At 44.7% G+C, this 19,410-nt stretch carries 20 protein-coding genes; 15 read left to right on the top strand and 5 right to left on the bottom strand.

Features of this window, described 5'->3' with window-relative positions:
* Complete coding sequence (locus MUCPA_RS14410) at positions 1-1,395, top strand: TlpA family protein disulfide reductase (RefSeq protein WP_040625967.1); 1,395 nt, start codon at positions 1-3, stop codon at positions 1,393-1,395.
* 64 nt (positions 1,396-1,459) lie between these two features.
* Here MUCPA_RS14410 and MUCPA_RS37755 read toward each other — a convergent pair whose 3' ends face one another.
* The 5 genes from MUCPA_RS37755 to MUCPA_RS14390 form a co-directional block, all read right to left on the bottom strand.
* The gene (locus MUCPA_RS37755) at positions 1,460-1,711 is read right to left on the bottom strand and encodes a DUF6520 family protein (protein WP_157543911.1); all 252 of its coding nucleotides are present in this window, start codon (positions 1,709-1,711) and stop codon (positions 1,460-1,462) included.
* 370 nt (positions 1,712-2,081) lie between these two features.
* Positions 2,082-4,571, bottom strand: a complete 2,490-nt coding sequence (locus MUCPA_RS14405; protein ID WP_008507303.1) for a protein kinase domain-containing protein — start codon at positions 4,569-4,571, stop codon at positions 2,082-2,084.
* A 15-nt stretch (positions 4,572-4,586) separates the two neighbouring features.
* A complete protein-coding gene (locus MUCPA_RS38250; protein ID WP_008507302.1) occupies positions 4,587-5,045 on the bottom strand; it encodes a MauE/DoxX family redox-associated membrane protein in 459 nt (152 codons plus the stop codon).
* A gap of 8 nt (positions 5,046-5,053) precedes the next feature.
* Positions 5,054-5,551: a TlpA family protein disulfide reductase gene (locus tag MUCPA_RS14395; protein WP_008507300.1), complete on the bottom strand. Its 498-nt coding sequence runs from the start codon at positions 5,549-5,551 to the stop codon at positions 5,054-5,056.
* 625 nt (positions 5,552-6,176) lie between these two features.
* On the bottom strand, positions 6,177-7,235 hold the full coding sequence (locus tag MUCPA_RS14390) for a helix-turn-helix domain-containing protein (protein WP_169316175.1): 1,059 nt from the start codon (positions 7,233-7,235) through the stop codon (positions 6,177-6,179).
* Between the two features lie 1,235 nt (positions 7,236-8,470).
* Here MUCPA_RS14390 and MUCPA_RS14380 point away from each other — a divergent pair.
* The 14 genes from MUCPA_RS14380 to MUCPA_RS14315 all read left to right on the top strand — a co-directional run bounded on the left by MUCPA_RS14380 (position 8,471) and on the right by MUCPA_RS14315 (position 19,407).
* Positions 8,471-9,658 carry a hypothetical protein gene (locus MUCPA_RS14380; RefSeq protein ID WP_008507296.1) on the top strand — a complete coding sequence of 396 codons (1,188 nt, stop codon included), beginning with the start codon at positions 8,471-8,473 and terminating at the stop codon, positions 9,656-9,658.
* A 232-nt stretch (positions 9,659-9,890) separates the two neighbouring features.
* A complete protein-coding gene (locus MUCPA_RS14375; protein ID WP_008507294.1) occupies positions 9,891-10,382 on the top strand; it encodes a hypothetical protein in 492 nt (163 codons plus the stop codon).
* Positions 10,383-10,642: 260 nt separating this feature from the next.
* Complete coding sequence (locus tag MUCPA_RS14370; protein WP_008507291.1) at positions 10,643-10,972, top strand: DUF4134 domain-containing protein; 330 nt, start codon at positions 10,643-10,645, stop codon at positions 10,970-10,972.
* A gap of 9 nt (positions 10,973-10,981) precedes the next feature.
* A complete protein-coding gene (locus MUCPA_RS14365; protein ID WP_008507290.1) occupies positions 10,982-11,410 on the top strand; it encodes a hypothetical protein in 429 nt (142 codons plus the stop codon).
* Between the two features lie 13 nt (positions 11,411-11,423).
* The gene (locus MUCPA_RS14360; RefSeq protein ID WP_008507288.1) at positions 11,424-12,107 is read left to right on the top strand and encodes a hypothetical protein; all 684 of its coding nucleotides are present in this window, start codon (positions 11,424-11,426) and stop codon (positions 12,105-12,107) included.
* A gap of 3 nt (positions 12,108-12,110) precedes the next feature.
* Positions 12,111-12,434 carry a DUF4133 domain-containing protein gene (locus tag MUCPA_RS14355; protein ID WP_008507287.1) on the top strand — a complete coding sequence of 108 codons (324 nt, stop codon included), beginning with the start codon at positions 12,111-12,113 and terminating at the stop codon, positions 12,432-12,434.
* A 1-nt stretch (position 12,435) separates the two neighbouring features.
* Positions 12,436-13,203, top strand: a complete 768-nt coding sequence (locus MUCPA_RS14350; protein ID WP_008507286.1) for a hypothetical protein — start codon at positions 12,436-12,438, stop codon at positions 13,201-13,203.
* 69 nt (positions 13,204-13,272) lie between these two features.
* Positions 13,273-14,055 carry a hypothetical protein gene (locus MUCPA_RS14345; RefSeq protein WP_169316174.1) on the top strand — a complete coding sequence of 261 codons (783 nt, stop codon included), beginning with the start codon at positions 13,273-13,275 and terminating at the stop codon, positions 14,053-14,055.
* A 59-nt stretch (positions 14,056-14,114) separates the two neighbouring features.
* Complete coding sequence (locus tag MUCPA_RS14340) at positions 14,115-16,553, top strand: TraG family conjugative transposon ATPase (RefSeq protein WP_008507283.1); 2,439 nt, start codon at positions 14,115-14,117, stop codon at positions 16,551-16,553.
* 17 nt (positions 16,554-16,570) lie between these two features.
* A complete protein-coding gene (locus tag MUCPA_RS14335) occupies positions 16,571-17,005 on the top strand; it encodes a hypothetical protein (RefSeq protein ID WP_040625960.1) in 435 nt (144 codons plus the stop codon).
* Positions 17,002-17,676 (top strand): hypothetical protein, encoded by a 675-nt coding sequence (locus tag MUCPA_RS14330; RefSeq protein WP_040625958.1) that lies wholly within the window; start codon positions 17,002-17,004, stop codon positions 17,674-17,676. Before MUCPA_RS14335 ends, MUCPA_RS14330 begins: the two co-directional genes overlap by 4 nt.
* Positions 17,677-17,687: 11 nt before the next feature.
* On the top strand, positions 17,688-18,116 hold the full coding sequence (locus MUCPA_RS14325) for a hypothetical protein (protein ID WP_008507279.1): 429 nt from the start codon (positions 17,688-17,690) through the stop codon (positions 18,114-18,116).
* 11 nt (positions 18,117-18,127) lie between these two features.
* Positions 18,128-18,781, top strand: coding sequence for a hypothetical protein (locus tag MUCPA_RS14320; RefSeq protein ID WP_008507278.1), 654 nt, complete (start codon positions 18,128-18,130; stop codon positions 18,779-18,781).
* Positions 18,778-19,407 (top strand): hypothetical protein, encoded by a 630-nt coding sequence (locus MUCPA_RS14315; protein WP_008507276.1) that lies wholly within the window; start codon positions 18,778-18,780, stop codon positions 19,405-19,407. Before MUCPA_RS14320 ends, MUCPA_RS14315 begins: the two co-directional genes overlap by 4 nt.
* Positions 19,408-19,410: the final 3 nt, after the last annotated feature.

Below are 19,410 nucleotides of genomic sequence, written 5' to 3'. Positions count from 1 at the left end.
ATGAAAAGAATATTGATATATTTCGCAATGATGATTTGCATCATCGCGGCCTCTCCATTATACCTGTGTGCACAGCAGAAGACACCATATCCTAAAATTGGCGATACTTTTGAAAACTACACCTTTACCGATATTGTAAATTATTCAAAGGCAAGGGTATCGACGGATGAATTTAGGGGCAAATGGCTCGTTCTGGATTTTTGGGCCATTACTTGCGGAGGTTGCCTAAACAGCTTTCCAAAAATGAATAAAATCAGTCATACTTTCGGTGACAAGGTTCAGTTAATTATGATCGGCGCACACGATGGTAAAAAGGATTCAAGAACTTCCGAAGCTAAAACGAAGCGCTTGTATGAACTTTATAAAAAAAAATTGGGATTAAGCTTTACTGTAGCTTTCGATAGTACGTTATACGATCAAATACACGTTTATGCTTTACCCCATATTTTGGTCATTGACCCCAAAGGAATTGTGCAAGCCAAAACTTACTCGTTGGATTCCGCTCAATTACGTCAAATTATTGAGGGTAAAAAGCCAAACTTGGAGTATGCTTATTCGATAGGCGAAGGCAAATTGAAGGAATTTGCTTATGATAAAAATCTCCCATTATTATCCAGTGGGAAATTCATTAATGGCGGAAACGATACTGATTTTATAGCGAGATCGTTGTTAAAGAGGTGGGTAGCTGGGTTACCTGAGTATAACTATTTTGGGTTTAGAAATCGTGCAGATCGAGTTCCTGGTTGGGGTGAAACTTACGGGCTTGATATTCCTTCGATGCTGCGTGTAGCATATTTTGGGCAAGAAAGCTGGGATGCGAACAGTGCTTTTTTTGGTGTACTCAATAAGAACATTATATTAGAAAATATTGATTCGGCGTTATTTGAGCCGAAGAAACTTCTTACGGGTGAGAACATGTATTGTTATAGTCTAAAGGTTGAACCAAAAAAGGGTAATATTGAATTCATGCGGCATTTATTCCAAGAAGATTTACAGCGGTATTTCGGCTTTAAATCGAAGGTGGAATTACGTAAAGTTAAAGTGTGGAAGCTTGTCGTGATTGATAAACAACGGGTCGCACAGTTGAAAACAACAGGTCAAAAACAGGAAATTAAATCATTTGGACCTTACGAAGGGTATAATTATACAAATGTCTCTATCGACCAAATTATAAAGGGTAGGGATGTTTGCCAAAGTCCATTTAAGGATATGTATAAAAATTTAGATTTGATACCGCCATTGATTAATGATACCGGATTGAGCTTTAACGTAGATATGTCCATCAAAGCATTTATGACTGATTTTCAAGATGTCAAGGATGCGTTTAATCGAAATGGTTTTGATTTGGTGCTGAGTGAGAAAGAATTAAATAGCATTGTTATATCGAATAATTAATGCTATTTAAGTTAAATAAGAATAATAGTTATCGGGATTACCCGATAACTATTAAATAACCAATCTATGGTTGAAGGGATGATGAAGGGCTACATGCGGCAGTCGCATAGAGTTGTTCAAAGTTGCCTGGAGAGGTTTCAAATGTACATCCAGTACCACCCAGTTGACAATTTTTATCAATCGGCTGTGTTGCGGTACACACACTGGCCACAGTATAATAGTAAATCTGTGCAACGTGTGTTTTTGCAGAAGCAAAAGCACCACCAACTGCTAACATTAATGTACCTGCTAAGATTGCGATTTTAGAACGTTTCATAAAATTTAGATTTTTGTTTTGATTTGAATTTTGCCTACTCTATTACAGGTTTTCAGCTAACCCTGTGCCTTCTGCATAAAGGCATTATGCGCATATTTTGTATTAATCGTCTTCCCGTAAACTCGAACTCGGACTGCAACTATTTGTTGCATACAATTGATGAAAATTGCCTGGTGATGTCTCATATAGGCAACCTACACCACCAATAGGGCACATTTTATCAAGTAACGGTGTGGCAGTGCATACACTTGCTACCGTGTAATAATATACTTGTGCAAAATGATAATTCGTTTTCGCCAGTGCGCCGCCGATAGCTAATGATAAAGCGCTTATAACACCCAACAGTTTAGATTTGATCATTTCTATCAGTTTAATGTTTGATTTCCTGGTTACGTTCTTTGGCCAGCCCTTGTAACAAAAAGAGAATTACACCTGTATTCCCCGTCAACAATGAGGCGTCATGTTCCGGCACACCTTTCATGTTCCAGGAAATTTGCTTGCGCTCCGGTCGCAAATTGATTTTTACAAGCAAAGTATATATCCAAAGTGCCCTCAACCGCCATTGTTCATTGTCACTTACGCCAGCTGCTAACCCGTAAACCAGTCCTAAGCCACATAGTCCAAATGCCACTCCGTTGTCCACGTAAACCGGGAATGCTTCATTTTTACGCAGTAATCGTTCTGCGGCCAGCAAATGTTGCTGATCTCCATATTGCTTAAAAGCCAGAGTGAATACCAAAGCCACACCGTTAAAACCATTCATCAGGCTGTAATCTTTTGTTTCGCTGTTCTTTGCAAGCCAGCCTAAACCTTTCGTAATACCAGCTTTTGCTTCTGCGGAAGGATACCGTGATTCATGAAGTAACAGGCTGAGTATAATTCCCGATACCCCGTAACCCAGGCCGACCCTTGTTTTTCCATCCGGGCCGTTGCCGACATTCCATGAACCGTCCGGTAATTGTGCGTCCCTTAAGAGTTGGAATAGTACCGCGATTCTATTGGCAATTTCGTCTTGTTGATCGGGTTTTGAAATTAGCAACGTTGCCAAAAGCTGGCCTGCAACTCCGTCCGCCAGATTTAAAATGGTCGTCGTCTGCCTGATATTTTCCTCTATCAAGCTCTGGTATTGAGGTGTTACCTCCAGCACGGCCAATCGCATCGCACGATCTATAGCCAACGCTTTACCTGCCCTTCCAGAAAAAAGACCAGGAATATCACTTCTTCCGCTGTTTAAAAACGCCTCTCTGTTCTTATCCAGGTATTCGGATAGAAAGCCTTTTACTTCAGCATCGACCAGATCAGGAGCCAGCGATAGGACATACAAGATACCTGTGATCGGACTTGCCAGTCCAGCGGAGTAACTACCCGTTTGCCTGATATTGGACGTGCGGTGGTCTGCCGCATTCAAAATCTTTAATAGCCCCTTATTCATCGTAAATTCCTGCCGGGTCAGCGCGTTGATCGCAAAACGTATCAGCTCCTTATTATCAATTTCGAGCTTCAGATCTCCAAATTCAAAGCTGCTCTTCGGTTGCTCTGACCTGAAGGCCCTTAATGCTTCTGTGATCTGTGCTAATCCCGGCCTGTCATCCGGTTTAGGTTCAAAACATGCAGCTATGATAGCACTCATTTGATCACTTCCGATTAAAAATCCCAGGCCATCAGCCAGTTTTTCCGGGTTCGCCTGATCGAACTTGACAGGCGGCAAACCCGTCAGGAAAACGACCATCAATCCGCCCAAAGCGTATATATCCTCCTGTATGGTCGGTTCTTCGCCTTTCTGCTGTTCAGGCGACATAAAACCGGCCGTGCCTAATTCAAAGGCAGGAAGGGGATAGCAAACCTTCGTTTGGTAAGCCAGCTCCAGGTCGATCATATAAAGCCACCCCTTATCATTCAGCATAAAATTAACCGGTGTCAGATCCCGATGTACATAACCTTTTTCGTGCAGCACCCTCACGCACTCCAGTACCTTAGCCAGCAGATCAATCAATTGATAGCGGCCCTTCAGCTCCAGTTGCAACCAGCTTCGTCCGTTCAGTAAATCATAGATCACCTGATCCAGTGATCTACCCTTAATAAACTCCATGACCAGGTAAGCGTTGTCCTCATGCTCAAACAGGTCTATAATTCGCGGTACACTGACCAACCCCGTAAGGTCATCATGGATACGTTTTTGCCAATCCAGGCGAATCCTCATGTCCCTTCCTGCATCGTCAGACCACATGTCTTTTTTGCCTTCTTTAATTATACACTTAGAAACCCGGAAAAGCCCCTTTACATAAATCCCATAATATACAGCGCCCTTAACTCCCGGTTTGAGATTTGAAAGCACCTTGTATTTATGCTGGAAGACACGTTGTTCCGGCTCTTTGGGAAAAACCAATTCAGCTACATTCTCGAAGTTATAATGGTAAGTATAGATCGCACCCCCGCAATATTTCTGTCCTGGTACTGCCGGGCCGGTAAACCCTGATGTGAGTGCAACCAGCTTTTGGATCATATGCTCAGCGTTCTGGGCAGACGGTAAGTAGACCATCAATACCTTTCCAATATTTTCAAAGCCTGTGATCCCGTTTAATACCAATTTCGCCGTTTCAAAATTTTTGATCAAGCGGAAAGGCAATCTCTCCGCACGTAACACCGGGATCAATAAAATCAACGCCTCAGCCAATTGTGAACGAATAATTGATACTGTTATAATCTTGTCATTGTTCACCGGGGAGCCACTTACCAGGTAGTACCCTTCAGTGTTGTATTCAATACCATGAAATTTTAGGACATCTGCATAATTACAGGTTCCATTATCCAGCAGTGCAGGATCATCAGGCATCAATGGTCGCATGTCCAAAATTTTCATAACTGGATTTATATGCTAACTATAACTCAATATTGTGGCGTTGGTATCATTTGCTGTTTTTTGCCTTCGTTGGAGCCAAATGCCCCATATAGCCAGGCCTGTAAAACACAAATTAAAGATGAAGTGCTGCGGCCAGGACAATTCCCTAATAATACCCCCACAGGTACATGGTCTCTTTGTGGTGAATATGAGAATATATGCTACATACAAAGTAAATATTGACATGAGCGCAAGCGCACCATAAAAGCCTCGCTTATTCTTACTTCCAAAAATTAATTGTATAAGCCATAATGATACTAATAGCTCTGAGCCTGGCACCAAGATGGACAATACGGGTGCAAATTTTTCAATACCTGGTGACCTGCCTAAATCATACAAATACACCCGGAAAAGAAATAGCTTGCTCAATGCGGTATATACAAACAGGATAATAAATGCAAAGGCAATAGTTTCGATTATGGACTGCTTTTTCATGGTAATAGTTATTGTAGTTCTGCAACTTTTTTGATTAGGTCGCTCATTGGCGGTGCCCCTTTATAAACGATCCGCAGCTTTTTATCGCCGTCATAAAGGGCCATCAAAGGCGTAGACCAGTTTTGAATGTGTGCCGGATAAAAACTATTGAAATCCTGTCCGGCTGTTATATTCGGATAGTTCTTCAGCTTGTAGTGCTGGTTAAATACTTTTAGCCTTTCAAAACGCTCGGTCGTTAAAAAGTAGAACTGTACCTGCTTCAATGAATCCATGTGGCTCAATATCTGCTCTGTTTCCTTCTGACAGTTCTCACAGTCGGCATTAAAATGAATGATCGCAATAGGTTTGCCGTCCGGTATATCCTTTGTATTCAATATCGTGGTACTGTCCGGCAGCAATAAGCTAAATTCCGGCAGGCTCGCTTTGGGATCACCTTTACAGGCGCTGAACACGATGGTTGCGAACAGCATTACTGTAAAGCCTGCGTATTTCAATTCTTTGTTCATAGCTCAAATTAAAATTCTGACAATGATCTGCGTTCCCGGCTGGCAGGGATCATCAGGACATGCCCTGCCATACCGGTATTGCAGTATAGGATGAAATAGTGTAGAAAAAGGGTACGGATCAAACGGGCGACCTCAACATTACTCATGCCTCATGGGCTATCCTGATCAGGTTGAAGAATATTGGACATAGGAATACTGTTAGCCTTTCTCATATAGCCTCTTTATTTAAAATGATCGATAGCTATCCATAGTTACCTATGGACGGCAAGTGCATTACCTGCTGTTAGAAAGCCCTCCCTCGACAGGAAGCGCTATAATACCATATGTGCCCTCGGACAAAGAACATCAATGGAGCCGTTCAATACGGTTCAACAGGACATTCCATTGCCGGAAGGTCTTGCTGTAATTATTTATACATGGGGAATTGCTGAACTAAGCTGTAGTGTTGATCCGTGCTGTGTGCTGATGTTTTTAACTCATGGTGCTGTTCCTTTTGGCTGACTAACTGTGATCCTTTCCGTACCGTTTGATAAAGTAAAACTACATTGCTTTCTCTTTCGTTCAAATACTTACGTTTATCCTACCTTACCATTACGTTTATCCCAACGTCCCTTTATTCAAGGGATTATATATCGGGATGTATTTCGTTATTATAATAAGGCCATTGCAGCAGCGAAGCCGGATAGCCAAAAAATTTTCTAAAGGCTTTGCTGAAGCTGCCGAAATTATGATAGCCTATCGCGGTAGCGATCTGGCTGAGTTTGACATCAGCCACCGTCAAGCGTAAGGCCTGGATCATGCGCAGCTCTATATAGCCATCCTGGTAAGACTTGCCATACCCATCCTCAAACAACCGGGTGAACTGCTTCACTGTCAGCTCACTTTTTAAAGCGATCTCCCTTTTATCATAATTGTATTTGAGGTGCTGCTCCAGGTATTGTATGATGTGATGGTAGTCTATAAAAGCGGCGCTGCCTTCGACCAGTTTACTTTTACCGATCCTGGCACCGGTCAATACCTGAAGCTGAAGTTTATTTTTATGATCCGGGGGAATATCCTGTTTAAGTTCATTCAAATAGAGCCGGATCAGCCGGTCCAGCAAACTGTACAGATCCTGGTTGTATGGCTTATGCTTACCATTGTTCATCAGCAGGTTGACAATGGCACCCAGCCAAAAATCAACCCCGACCACCGGGAGCAGGAAAGGTTCATGCGGGCATTGCCTGGCCTGATCCAACAATTGCCGCATATGGCTGTCAATGGCATACTGCTCAATAACTGGGTTGATCCTGATCAGTAAAGAGCCACCTATACCGGTACACAATTCTGAAATGATCTTACCCGGCGGAAGGTAAAGAACGGCTATTGTCCTGCCGCTCATTACCCGATCTTCCTCAGCCATCAAATTAACCTTTGCGTCGCCCTTCAGCCGGATATGGATAAAATATGTCCCGGCATCCAAAACCGTAATGAATCTTTCCCGACGCTCCATCTGACTGATCCGGCAGGTGTAGGCATTGCCTTTTTTATCTGTGGTTTCCGGACTGGTAATGACCCCAAAAGAGTAATCGCATATCTCAGCGTCGGCAGTAGTCCATCCCGGAACATAAGATCTCAGAGAGGCTGGCATCATCCTAAGCAGTGTGCATTCTTCCATGTGTGTTAGCGGCAAAAGGCCTTTCATAGTTATTGTTTTCTCATGATAATATATAGGGCAACAGACCAGTAACTGGTCATTGCTGATCACTTCCATAAATTTTTCTAAGCTGCCTGGTACTCGGCAAAGGGGATTTGCTGACGTAGTGGAACAAAGGTAAAGCGGTGGAAAGGGCGATAGCCGATGTTCAAACTACTATATAAACTTACAGGATTTTCTGATTAGTGAGAAAAAAAAGGTACATCTATTGCAAAAAAAGGTCACCTTTTATGATCGTTGAGATCAGCGATCTACACATTTTTATAGGTAATTGCGTATTAATGCAGCTTATGAGGTCAGTTCTGAAAAGGGTCAGGTTGAAAAAAAGATGCCCATAGGTATAGAAATGAAAACCGGGCCTTTCGGCCCGGCTCTTTTAACGGCGGTATAATTTGCAATACCAGAACCGAACCCTTCCTGTTAAAACATTAGGGTTATCTACACTATTATGCTTTGTTCTCACAAACCATAAAGAGATCAGCGGGTAACGCAAATTCGCAAACGGGGAACCGTGCGATGCTGATCTGGCAACACCCGACCTTACGGGGAGGGTAAGCGAGCCTGTAGCGTGTATATACGAAAATAAGCCATATTGATCTTTACTTTTTAATTATCCCGACCCGGTAAGACGGGTCGTAAAACTGCAATGCTATGAAAATTAACAGGTTTTATGAAAAATATTTTTCCTCCGTATGGGGGTAAAACAGGAGCCTTGTACAAAAAAGACCACTATTCCGGCTTTTGCGGGAAAAATGAACCTGGTCTGCGTTTTTCTGCGGGAGCTATCCATTCCTGCTATTAATATCCCGGCACCATGATCATCTTCTGTCGTGTTCATGTAGTAAAATATAATTCTCTTCCTATCAAGGGATGTAAAGTATGATTAATAGTAAGAAAATATTGGATCGAAGCGTATAACGGCTATAATTGATCATTTAAATTCATAAACAATTAGTGTCTAACCTTTAATAAGTCTGAAGTACAGGTACTTATAAATTGTCCTTATTTAAAATAAATAAACATAAGACAAACAATTACAACTTATAGTTGTATTATATCCAGGCGATTAAATACTATCCTTCCCTAAGCATCTTACGAAGTCCCGTTTGATACACGATTAAACTATGAAGAACATCTGCCGGTTGGGATTCCCCGACCCGGACCGGCAGGCTAATACTTCAATTGCTGCCAGCTACCAATAGTCTTAACCTTATAATATTATTATGCATAACGAATATTATATGGAGTGGTTGGATCATTTGATCAACGTTACGCTCCACCCTGACATTCCTGAACTCAGTCAGATGAGTGCTGAACAAGCCGATGCCATCATTGTGCAGCTTGGCACAGAACGCCGCCAAATTGAATACAAACTCTGGAACCTTGTGTTTATTTTGATCAAGGACAAATATATCCAGGCGCAGAGCAGTCACTACCATACTTCGGTGATCCTGCTCATTGACCAGGCCTTCGTCAACCGCATGAAAATACCCCCGAGCAGTGAACTGGAGCGGGTATACGACGAAGTACAGACCGTACTGGATCAGCTGCTATCTTACCTTGAACTGCGATTTGCCTCTTACCTGAGTTTGGATAAGGAGGTTTCCGTCAGGTATCTGCTGGCCACCCGGCATGAGCTGAAGGTTCAACTGGATAAATTTCAAGCGCCCATTGTGGAAAGGATCGCTGACCCCAAATTGACCGACATCGTTTTTGATGTGATCAATGAATTTATTAAAGCGGACGGAAAGAGCTATCCCATTACGTTTAAAGAAGTATCGTATTTCAAGAGCCTGGTCAAAGACCTGGAGGTACTGGATCAACCGGAAAAAGAGTTTTGTATCTATACCGCATTGAACGAAACCCTTGTCGGCATTGACTTTAACCATAACCGCTACATCAATCATTTTACCAAGCGGATCATTGAACGGGTCGATGGCTCGTCGGAAATAGATACCGAACGGCTGGAGCTGCTGATGCACCTGGCCAAAGACTTCCGAGAAATGCACGTCAAACCCAACACCAGCCTGTATCCCCGGCATCCCAGTTTGAAAACGACGATCAGCAACTGGTTCGAGCATGAGATCACGTTTCTAAAAAATAAAATTCAAGCGCAGTACGAACAGCAGGAAGCGGCAACGAATGTCAGGAAGAAGCCTCGCAAAGTTTTGTTGTCGCTGACCGGTGACCAGATCAGCCTTTTGCTCAAAGCGGCGAAGGGCGTTAAAGTGCTTCTGGCTACAACACTGACCACCATCTACCGTGAGATCATCCCTTTTATATCCACACAGGAACGCGACGACCTATCCTGGAAAGCCGCCCGTTCCAAAAGCTATGTCGGGGAGGATCATGATAAGAATGTGCTGATCTATGTGCTGGAACAAATGATAGAGTTCATCCGTGGTTATTGAATTATTTGCCTTTTTTATTTTGTAAAGCCTTCCGATCCGGAAGGCTTTTTTTATTTTTTTTCAAAAAATATTCTTCGTAAATCACTGATTTACAAGAGGTACAAAAGGGTGAAAAGTGGGGTGAAACTTTTTTTGTACTTGACCCAGGTGTCTGATAAACGCAATTTTGAGCTGTAATTAATTGTGAGGCCGGGTAACCGGTTGAATTGTGAAAAAGAAAAATTAAGACATTATGTTTACACACATCACTTGGGGAAACTACCTATTCACTGTCGCGCTTTTGCTGGTGGTCTACTACCTGATCATCGCGGCCACATTCTACAGAGCCGATGCCAAAAGGCTACTCAGCGCAAAACTCAAAAAGGACGGATCAACGCCGGATGACGGGTACCGGGATCACAAGGAAGAAACCGAACGATCGAACGAAGTGGATCAGTACGAACGGTTCGACGGTCCGCAGGATTCATTCGCCTATACTACCGATGAAACCTTTGCCGAGGTAGAGGCGCTGATCCTCCAATTAAAAACCGGTATCACTGATGCAGCTGCCCAACAGTTGAGCAAAGAAGATACCGCCCTTACCATCAGGGGCATTTTAAAAAACCATTCCAGTTTAAAAGACACGGCATTCCAATCATCGCTTACTGAGCTGATCGTCTCCGAATGCGAAAAAACCGGTTCTATCACACTCAGCGAGGAAGAGGTAGAAGAGCTGTGGGAGTAAAGCAGTGTGGTAACCGGACCTTCCGGCCTCCCTGTTTCGGGGAGGCCACCGGAAGGTGATACCCATCAATAAAGATAAAGTAAAAAAATGGCCCCTGTTTCATGCTGTGCTGTAGAGCAAACGTGTGCGTGAATAGCAATGAGAACAGCGGCCACCTTTTCCCTCCCTTCGCAGCTGGCCTGCGGAGGGAACCGGGAAAGGTATGTCAAGGAACAAGGGAATAAGCCCTTCGTGTGGATCATCATTTAAAAATGTGAGTTATGAAAAAGTGCAGAAAGAATTTTAAAAATGAAAAAGTATTAACCGTTGCTTTCACCCTGTTGCTGATCGGCATTGACGTGACCGTTATGGCACAGGACGGGAGCGCGGGGATCGGCGAGGCCACATCGAAGGTCACCGGTTATTTTGATGCAGGTACTAAGCTGATGTACGCCGTCGGCGCGATCGTCGGCTTGATCGGCGCTGTGAAGGTCTTTCAGAAGTGGAACTCGGGGGATCAGGATACGTCGAAGGTTGCCGCCGCCTGGTTCGGCAGCTGTATATTTTTGGTGGTCGTTGCCACTGTGTTAAAATCATTCTTCGGAGTTTAAGCCAGGATCATGGAAAATATACTAACCGAAAAACTTCGGGCATATGTCCTGGAAAACAACCTTGATCTGGTCGTTCGCTTACAGGAAGGCTATTCGTTTATGAATTATCTGAAAGATAAGGTCGCAGCTGTAGAGCCGTTCATGCAACACCTGATCCTGGAGCAAAAGCCGGAACACATCGTTGTGCAATTGTGCCTTGATGAAATGACCAGGGAACTCAGGCCCTCTAAGTTCTTGTACATCAGGACGGTACTTGAAGAAGAGTTTCCTGTAGAATGTGCCGGGTTTGGCGCCAGTGGTGTGCTGACCTACGAGGTCACCCATCTGATCGACCGCTGCCAGGCCATCTTTGAAACCTTCGGGTTCTCAGAAGCAAGCGCAGATAACCACTTGCTGCGCCATGCGGTTATCGCCGAGATGCATGATCACATCTATTAGGCCGGAGGTTGTTATGAACTTGAATAACGAAATAGAGAATAGGGATTTGCCGGTGGTGGAAGCGGCGGGCGAGCAGTGGTATGCTGATGCGTATCGTGACCTATTGATCAACGTCCGTGAGCCATCGATCAGGCTGCACTCCTATGAAATGCTTCGCTTTGAGGATTGTTTTCAGTTTGAATTTGATACAGTGAACAAGCGAATAGTTGGATACCCGGAGGAACGCCCTGACCACTTGACCATGAACTACGAATATGTGTCGATCAGGCCGATCCGCACATTAGACCCAGAGGGGGCAGACCTTTTAGCAAAAAAACATGAGTGGATCTTCCCGGAATTATACCAAACGCCGCTTCCGGTGGTACGTATAGCGGGAACTGAATTTTATGTAGACGAAATCCGTAAAGGATTTAGGGAGGTGAATAACAGGTGGAACATCCTGAAGTATTCAGAAATATCGAAAACCAATGAGGTCTATTTCGATAAAAAGGCGAATAATGCCGCTTATAGCTGGGAGATCGCACAGTATAGCAGCAAAGGTAAATTTCCCGACCATATCATACTGACCACCGTTCCATCCAGGGAAGAGCGTAAAGAGCTGCTCAAAGGAGTAATTGCCGCCAACGGAAAACCGGTTCTGGATATGAAAGAGAAGGTTTCCGAGCGGAATCGTATTAAAAGAAAACAAAAATTATAGATCATGACGAACAGTATATACCCCATTAATAAGGGCATCAACAAAAGTATCGAGTTCCGTGGCCTGAAGGCGCAGTATATCTGGTATTTGGGTGGCGGTATCCTGGGGCTGATGTTTTTGTACGCGATCCTATTCCTGATCGGTGTCAATTCCTTTGTCTGTATGGCGATCATCCTGATCGGCGGTACGGTCGTGGTTGTCAAGGTGTATGCGATGAGTAATAAGTATGGTGAATATGGCATGATGAAAGTCATGGCCAAAAGGATGCTGCCGAAAGTATTGAAGTCCAGCAGCAGGAAGGTTTTTATACAATTGAAAGGAGGATGATATGAAGCCGGGAGAGAGAAGGTTGCCTGTTTATACCCTTGAAGGAAATGATTTTTTTGTTGATGTGGCACATGGGGTTCTCCGGGAAGTTGCCTATCCTGGTAACGAGATACCTTTTTACCTGATGAAAGATAAGCTGGATCATTATACGATGCACTTCCATCGCGGGATCAAGAACTTCCCGCAGAGTGCGATGGATGACCCGCAGATCGTCGTGGTCCCTGTACCGAAAATGGTTGTGCTGGATGCGGAAGGCATGGCCTTGAAATATGGTGTCAGTATGGATGGCATAAGCCAGCTGCGTGATGTGGACGTGATGAATAACCAGGAACAACTGGCCAGGCGGTTGAATGATGAATATCCCATCATCGATATAGCAAGCCGGGATTTCCGGGTCTATCTCGGTCTTGGTGAACTGCGTGATGTGACCGATCCGAGCCGGGTGATCGCCATCGATGACCTGTATAGCAGCCCTTTTGAACGCAATGCCTGCTACTATCTCCCTAAAACCTGCCAGGTTGTAAAGATCGGCCCGGATAAGAAAAAGCTGCCTGCCGGTCTGGTTAAAGTGATCTCGCCTGACCGCCTGGCGCTTGACCCGATCGGTGCGGCGCGTTTGTATGGGCTGGATGATCTTGAAATGCTGCGCAGGTATCCCATTGGCAAAAGGCTGGAAGCCCATGTGAGCAGGCTCTCCAAAGCGGAGCTGACAAGGATCATGAACATCTGCCGTATCCGAAGTAAAAGGATCAAGCGGCCTTCGCTGTAGTTGATCAGGGGTTTTGAATTGAATATAGTTAAGGTAAAAATGTGCGCAATGGAAGAGCGGGAACTGCCCATGTATAGGATCAATGATGTGGACTTCTTTGTAGAGGTCAGTAAGGCACGGTTGCGTGAAGTAGGCAACCCTGGCAACACCATCTCATTTATCCATAATATGACTTACAATGGCAATCATTATGTGTTGTATTACGACCCCAGGCTAAAGAATGTTGCTGATAGCATATTCGATGATGGGGTCGCAGTGGTCAGCCTTCCCATGATGTCAGCCCTTGACCCGGACGGTATGGCGCAACATTATAACAGGCCGATGGAAAGGGTGGTCGGATGCGCTGATTACGATGTCATGGTTGATCCTCAGCAAATGCTAAAGCGCACGGTATTGAACGAATTGCCTGTCATCATGGTTTTGGATCATCCCTTTGTGGTTGACATTGAAAATGACCTCTACCAGCCAAAACATGATATCCGCACAATGGGCATTTACATCTCCAGGATGCGTGATGACGCTGATGATCAGCAGGAGTTTTACCATATCCTCTATGATCCTGAGCAGCACCGCAGGATCCCGGTAGACTGGTTTGCCATGACCGCTATACCTGAAGGCCTTGTGGTACTGGAGCTGCCACATGAACGGGTCGCAGACCCCGTAGGCTATGCTCAAAAGTACAATTTGGATCAGCGCAAGCTGACGATGGAGTTCCCGCCAAAGGCTGTCCACCATGCGCGGGTCATTCCCTGGGAACAAACACAGATCCCCAAAGTGATCTTAGCAAATCAAAAAAAAGAAAGGCAACAGCAGAAAAAACGCATCAGGAAAAAAGGTAAAGGGTTGAACTGAGTTTAGCGCGACCGAGATGCGCAAGTGATGATATTACATAACAAGGTAATTAAGTGAAGATGGAAAAGCGGTTAGAAGAAATGTTACCCATTATGGGCATTGAACACAATTGTATTTTAAGCAAGCAGGGTGATATTACGCTTGCTTATCATGTCACCTTACCGGAGATCTTTTCTCTGAGTAATGAAGAGTATGAAGCCTTTCATCAATCCTGGGTCAAGGCCATTAAACTGTTGCCCAAGTTTACGGTGCTGCATAAACAAGATTGGTTTTTAAAGACAACGTATAAACAGGAAGCATCCAGTAATGACAGCTTTCTGAACAGGGCGGCAAGGAAGCACTTTGAGAACAGGCCTTACCTGGCCCATGAGTGCTATATCTTCCTGACCAAAAAACCCGAGGGCCGGAAAGTCAGCACCTCTTTGTTTACCAACCTGCTGCGCCCTGGCCTGGTACCGGAACAAACGGTCAAGCCCGACCAGCTACAGAAGTTTATGGATAGCTGCGGACAGTTTAAAGGTGTACTGGAAGATTCTGGTTTTGTCAAATTACACCGGCTGACAGATGAGGAATTGGCCAGCCAAAACCGCAGGGTGGGTGTGATCGAGAAGTATTGTACACTATCCGCTAAAGATGATGGCATTCTCCTAAAAGATATGCAGTTCGGCCATCACATGCAGATCGGCGAACGTTATTGCCAGTTGTTTACCCTTGCCGACGCACAGGATCTGCCGCCTGTGTGTTCGACCAAAACGAACTATGAAAAGTACAGCACCGACAAAACCAAATTCAGTATCGGCTTTGCTTCGCCTCTGGGCCATCTGTTGGCAACAGATCATATCTACAACCAATACATTTTTATTGATGATGCGGCGGCGACCTTGAAAAAAATTGAAAGTAAACGCCTGCGGCTTCAGTCCTTATCTGCGTACAGCAGGGACAACCTGATCTCCAGAGATGCGGCCAATGAATACTTGAACGAGGCGATCAGTCAGCAGCGCCTGTCCGTTAAAGCGCATTTCAATGTACTGGCCTGGACGGAAGACCGCGAGCAGCTGAAGGACATCAAAAATATGATCAGTTCTTCGCTGGCCCAGATGGATGCGGTCGCCAAAGAAGAAACGGCGGGTGCTGCACAGATCTATTGGGGTGGTATTCCAGGCAATGCCGCCGACTTCCCTGTCAATGACACTTTCGATACGTTTTTGGAGCAGGCCGTTTGCTTTTTCAATACAGAGGGTTCGCCGCTTTCCGTACACCCCGACCAGGGTATCCGTTTCTGCGACCGCATGAGTGAGCGTCCTGTATTTTTAGATCTGTTCGATCTGCCGCGTCAGAGGGGATGGACATCAAACATGGGGGTGCTTTGCTGCGGCTCCAGCGGAGGAGGTAAGAGCCTTACCATCAATCATGTTTTAAGAACGCTGTATGATCAGGGTGCGCATTGCGTTACTGTTGACATCGGCGGCAGCTATCGGGGCCTTTGCGAATTGGTCGGCGGCTACTACTTTACTTATGAAGAGACGAACCCGATCAAGTTCAATCCCTTCTATCTTTTAGAAGACCAGCCGCTGGATACCGAAAAAAAGGAAAGTTTAAAATCACTCCTGGTCGCGCTGTGGAAACAGGAAAATGAAAATTTTAATCGGAGCGAATACGTAGCACTATCCAACGCGATCAGCGGCTATTACGCGATGCTGGACGCAGATAAAGCGGTATTTCCTTGTTTCAATTCCTTTTATGAATACTTAGAAGGCACCTATACAGAAGTGCTGAAAACGCACAAAGTCAAAGATCGTGATTTCGATATTGATAACTTTTTGTATGTCTTGCGGCCTTATTACAGCGGCGGGGAATTTGACTATTTGCTGAACGCTACCGAAAATTTAGACCTGTTAAACCAGCGTTTTATTGTATTTGAACTGGATAATATCCGCGATAATCCCATCCTTTTCCCGGTTTGTACGCTCATTATAGTAGAATTATTTATTTCTAAAATGAGAAAACTCAAAGGCATCCGTAAGGTACTGACGATAGATGAAGCATGGAAGGCCATTGCAAAATCCGGTATGGCAGAATTTTTAAAGTATGCCTTTAAGACGATCAGGAAGTATAACGGGGTTCCCATCGTCATCACGCAGGAACTGGACGACCTGGTGAGTTCTCCCGTGATCAAAGACGCCATTATCAACAACGCGGACATCAAAATATTGATGGACATGCGCAAGTATCAGAACAAGTTCGATCAGTTGCAGCAGACGCTTGGTTTATCCGACAAGGCGAAGACCATCCTGTTATCGGTCAACAAACATGACCGCGAAATATTTATCGACATCGGCGGACATACCCAACGCGCCTACAAAAACGAACTCTCTCCTGAAGAGTATTACGCTTTTACGACGGACGGAAAAGATCGCGTCAAAGTGCTGGAGTTCGCGGAACGGTATGGCAGTATGGAAGCGGGGATCACTGCCCTGGTGAAACAAACAGTTAAATAATCTCTAAAAATAGCAAAATGAGACACAAAGATATACCTGGTGTGCTGCGCATGATCTGGCTGTTCATATCCAAACACGCTATGCAGCAATCCACCATGCGCCAGATCGTGCCGGGAAGTTATTCGAGGGAAGTCAGAAACGGTGATACCAGGCACTTTACCCGTGTCATCATTGAACAGATCAGCGAACTCGCGGAACTATTCAAAGTTCATAAGCTGGCCCTTGATGAACAGACCCAGGGTGACCAAACCATCACCAACCGTAAGGCTGAAGAATGGTTTGCGGCTTACGACACATCTACCAGGACACTTGTAGAAATTTCCGGTGACCGGCATTGCATTTTTATTCCCGAAGGGTTACTGATGCTCATGGATAACCACGCCTATGTTAAAAGTGAATTAGGGCAGATCACTGCCTCTGTAGAAAAAGTAAGAGAAAGGTTTACGATATGAAAAAAATAATTCTAATGCTGGTGGTAATGGTAGGGCTGTTGTTACCGGCAAAGCATGTCCATGCGCAGATACCCATTGTTGATATCATCAAAGCGGGAGTTAAGAAAGTGATCAAGGCCATCGACCTGAAAATTCAACGGCTGCAAAATGAAACGATCTGGCTACAGCAAACACAGAAGACCGTAGAAAATGTCATGGCGCAAACCAAACTGAAAGAGATCACAGGTTGGGTAGAGCAACAGCGTGACCTCTACAAAGATTACTACGACGAATTATCGAAAGTAAAGTCCGTGATCTTTTATTTCAAACGCATTAAAACGCTGACTGAAATGCAGATCCGGCTGGTGCAGGAATACAAGACCGCCTGGTCACTGCTCCGGCAGGATAAACACTTTACGCCACAAGAGTTAGCATATATGGGTACAGTATACGATGGCATTCTGCATGAAACGGAACAAAACATCGATCAGATCATGCTCGTGATCAATGCGCTAAGCACACAAATGAGTGATGCGAAGCGAATGGAGATCATCAATGTTGCGGCAGACAGGATCGAAGTCAACTATTCAGACCTGGTACAATTCAATCAGCAGTGTATGGGCCTGAGCGTACAGCGTTCTAAAACACGGGAGGAAGCAGAACAGGTGAAAATAATTTATGGTTTACAATAACTCATACCGTTATGGAAAAGTTTAAAGAATCGATCATTGCATTCTCCCAACTGTTGTCCGGCAAAGGGCATGACGGTCATTTCAATGTGAACGGCGCGTTTGCGGGGCCGCTTGCTGAATGCCTGGACTGGTATACCAAATGGAAAGGGCCGGGTACGAAACCTGACTGGCCGGTATCGGTCTTCACCTACTCAGAATGGGCACCGGATAACAGCAGGTATGTTTCCAGCACGTTCAAGATTGATCACGATCCTGCCATACAGCAGCTTTTTGTGACCAGTATGGAGATCGAGCATAAAAGTATAGCCGGTCACAGCATAGCGAAGCTCACGCTGCGCATTACCGATCCTGCGGATATACCGACGAAAAAGCAGGCCATCCAATCCGTGAAACCGGATTTCTCGGCGCGGCTGCAAAGGAAAAGAGGTTTAAAACATTAAAACAGATCGTTATGAAAAAATACATGCTGATCCTCGGCCTGTTGTGTGCGCTGGGAAACACCGGGCAGGCACAGACCTGGGCCGAATGGTTTTCGCAAAAGAAGACACAAAAAAAGTATCTGCAACAACAGATCGTCGCTTTGTCCATGTATAGTAAGGTCGCCTGGAAAGGCTACCAGATCACCAAAGATGGCTTCCAGTTTATCAACGATGCGAAGAATGGAGAATTGAATTTACATCAGGGATATTTCTCTTCCCTACGGGCCGTCAATCCCAAGATACGCAACTTGGAAAAAGTGAAAGAAATACGTGATATGCAAACGGAAATTCTGAACAGGTATAAAACTACCTGGCGACAAGTAAGATCCAGCGTGCTGTATTCAAGCGAAGAAAAAGCAAGCATTGCAACAGTATATGACGGCCTCCTTACAGATTGTGAGCAAGTCATTGATGAACTGACCCCGATCATCACGCCTGGAGAAGCAGAGATGACCGACGATGAACGGATCGAACGGATCGATAAGCTGCATGCCGATATGACCACCCACTATACATTTTCGCAGAGCATAGCCAGCGCTATTCTGAAACTGGCAGACCAAAGGGGCAGAGCGAAACAGGAACTGTCAAACCTCCGTGCATTGCATGGCAAAAAAATAACACCATGAAAAAGATCATCTGTATCATTTTGATACTTGCAGGTTATGCGGCAGCTGTAAAAGCACAAAGTACCGAAATACAGCAACTGCTACTGAACGCGGAAAAGCTGCGTCAATTCAAAAGTATCCTCGCGGATATGAAGAAAGGCTACGAAATACTGAACAACGGTTATAACGGTGTGAAAGACTTATCACAGGGGAATTTCAACTTACATAAAACATTTTTAGACGGGCTGTTACTGGTCAGCCCTACGGTCAGAAAGTATAAGAAAACCGCATTGATCATCAGTAGTCAGATCGCGCTGGTCAAAGAATACAAGACCGCGTACAGCCGGTTTCGTTCAGATGGGAATTTTGCTGGATCGGAGCTGGACTACATGGGCAAAGTATATGCTGGGCTGCTTAAAAGGACAGCCGAGAACTTAGACGAATTGATCATGGTCACTACTGCCGGTCAATTGCGTATGAGTGATGACGAGCGCATCAAAGCTATTGACCGCATCTATGACGATATGCAGGATAAACTAACCTTCTTGTACCAGTTCGACAATTCAACACGGATACTTGGTGTTAACCGCGCACGGCAGAAAAATGATAATACGACCCTGAGAAATATTTACGGAATTAACAATTAATCA

It is taken from the genome of Mucilaginibacter paludis DSM 18603, assembly GCF_000166195.2.
Lineage (GTDB): Bacteria > Bacteroidota > Bacteroidia > Sphingobacteriales > Sphingobacteriaceae > Mucilaginibacter > Mucilaginibacter paludis.
This window is presented reverse-complemented; position numbering and strand designations above follow the sequence as displayed.

What these genes read in the sequence shown, in the direction of transcription:
- MUCPA_RS14315 (WP_008507276.1), top strand. Translation starts at nt 18,778, where the DNA reads ATGAAAAAGATCATCTGTATCATTTTGATACTTGCAGGTTATGCGGCA.
- MUCPA_RS14375 (WP_008507294.1), top strand. Translation starts at nt 9,891, where the DNA reads ATGTTTACACACATCACTTGGGGAAACTACCTATTCACTGTCGCGCTT.
- MUCPA_RS14390 (WP_169316175.1), bottom strand. Translation starts at nt 7,235, where the DNA reads ATGAAAGGCCTTTTGCCGCTAACACACATGGAAGAATGCACACTGCTT.
- MUCPA_RS14340 (WP_008507283.1), top strand. Translation starts at nt 14,115, where the DNA reads ATGGAAAAGCGGTTAGAAGAAATGTTACCCATTATGGGCATTGAACAC.
- MUCPA_RS14350 (WP_008507286.1), top strand. Translation starts at nt 12,436, where the DNA reads ATGAAGCCGGGAGAGAGAAGGTTGCCTGTTTATACCCTTGAAGGAAAT.
- MUCPA_RS14410 (WP_040625967.1), top strand. Translation starts at nt 1, where the DNA reads ATGAAAAGAATATTGATATATTTCGCAATGATGATTTGCATCATCGCG.
- MUCPA_RS14380 (WP_008507296.1), top strand. Translation starts at nt 8,471, where the DNA reads ATGCATAACGAATATTATATGGAGTGGTTGGATCATTTGATCAACGTT.
- MUCPA_RS14370 (WP_008507291.1), top strand. Translation starts at nt 10,643, where the DNA reads ATGAAAAAGTGCAGAAAGAATTTTAAAAATGAAAAAGTATTAACCGTT.
- MUCPA_RS14365 (WP_008507290.1), top strand. Translation starts at nt 10,982, where the DNA reads ATGGAAAATATACTAACCGAAAAACTTCGGGCATATGTCCTGGAAAAC.
- MUCPA_RS37755 (WP_157543911.1), bottom strand. Translation starts at nt 1,711, where the DNA reads ATGAAACGTTCTAAAATCGCAATCTTAGCAGGTACATTAATGTTAGCA.
- MUCPA_RS14320 (WP_008507278.1), top strand. Translation starts at nt 18,128, where the DNA reads ATGAAAAAATACATGCTGATCCTCGGCCTGTTGTGTGCGCTGGGAAAC.
- MUCPA_RS38250 (WP_008507302.1), bottom strand. Translation starts at nt 5,045, where the DNA reads ATGAAAAAGCAGTCCATAATCGAAACTATTGCCTTTGCATTTATTATC.
- MUCPA_RS14355 (WP_008507287.1), top strand. Translation starts at nt 12,111, where the DNA reads ATGACGAACAGTATATACCCCATTAATAAGGGCATCAACAAAAGTATC.
- MUCPA_RS14345 (WP_169316174.1), top strand. Translation starts at nt 13,273, where the DNA reads ATGTATAGGATCAATGATGTGGACTTCTTTGTAGAGGTCAGTAAGGCA.
- MUCPA_RS14330 (WP_040625958.1), top strand. Translation starts at nt 17,002, where the DNA reads ATGAAAAAAATAATTCTAATGCTGGTGGTAATGGTAGGGCTGTTGTTA.
- MUCPA_RS14335 (WP_040625960.1), top strand. Translation starts at nt 16,571, where the DNA reads ATGAGACACAAAGATATACCTGGTGTGCTGCGCATGATCTGGCTGTTC.
- MUCPA_RS14325 (WP_008507279.1), top strand. Translation starts at nt 17,688, where the DNA reads ATGGAAAAGTTTAAAGAATCGATCATTGCATTCTCCCAACTGTTGTCC.
- MUCPA_RS14360 (WP_008507288.1), top strand. Translation starts at nt 11,424, where the DNA reads ATGAACTTGAATAACGAAATAGAGAATAGGGATTTGCCGGTGGTGGAA.
- MUCPA_RS14405 (WP_008507303.1), bottom strand. Translation starts at nt 4,571, where the DNA reads ATGAAAATTTTGGACATGCGACCATTGATGCCTGATGATCCTGCACTG.
- MUCPA_RS14395 (WP_008507300.1), bottom strand. Translation starts at nt 5,551, where the DNA reads ATGAACAAAGAATTGAAATACGCAGGCTTTACAGTAATGCTGTTCGCA.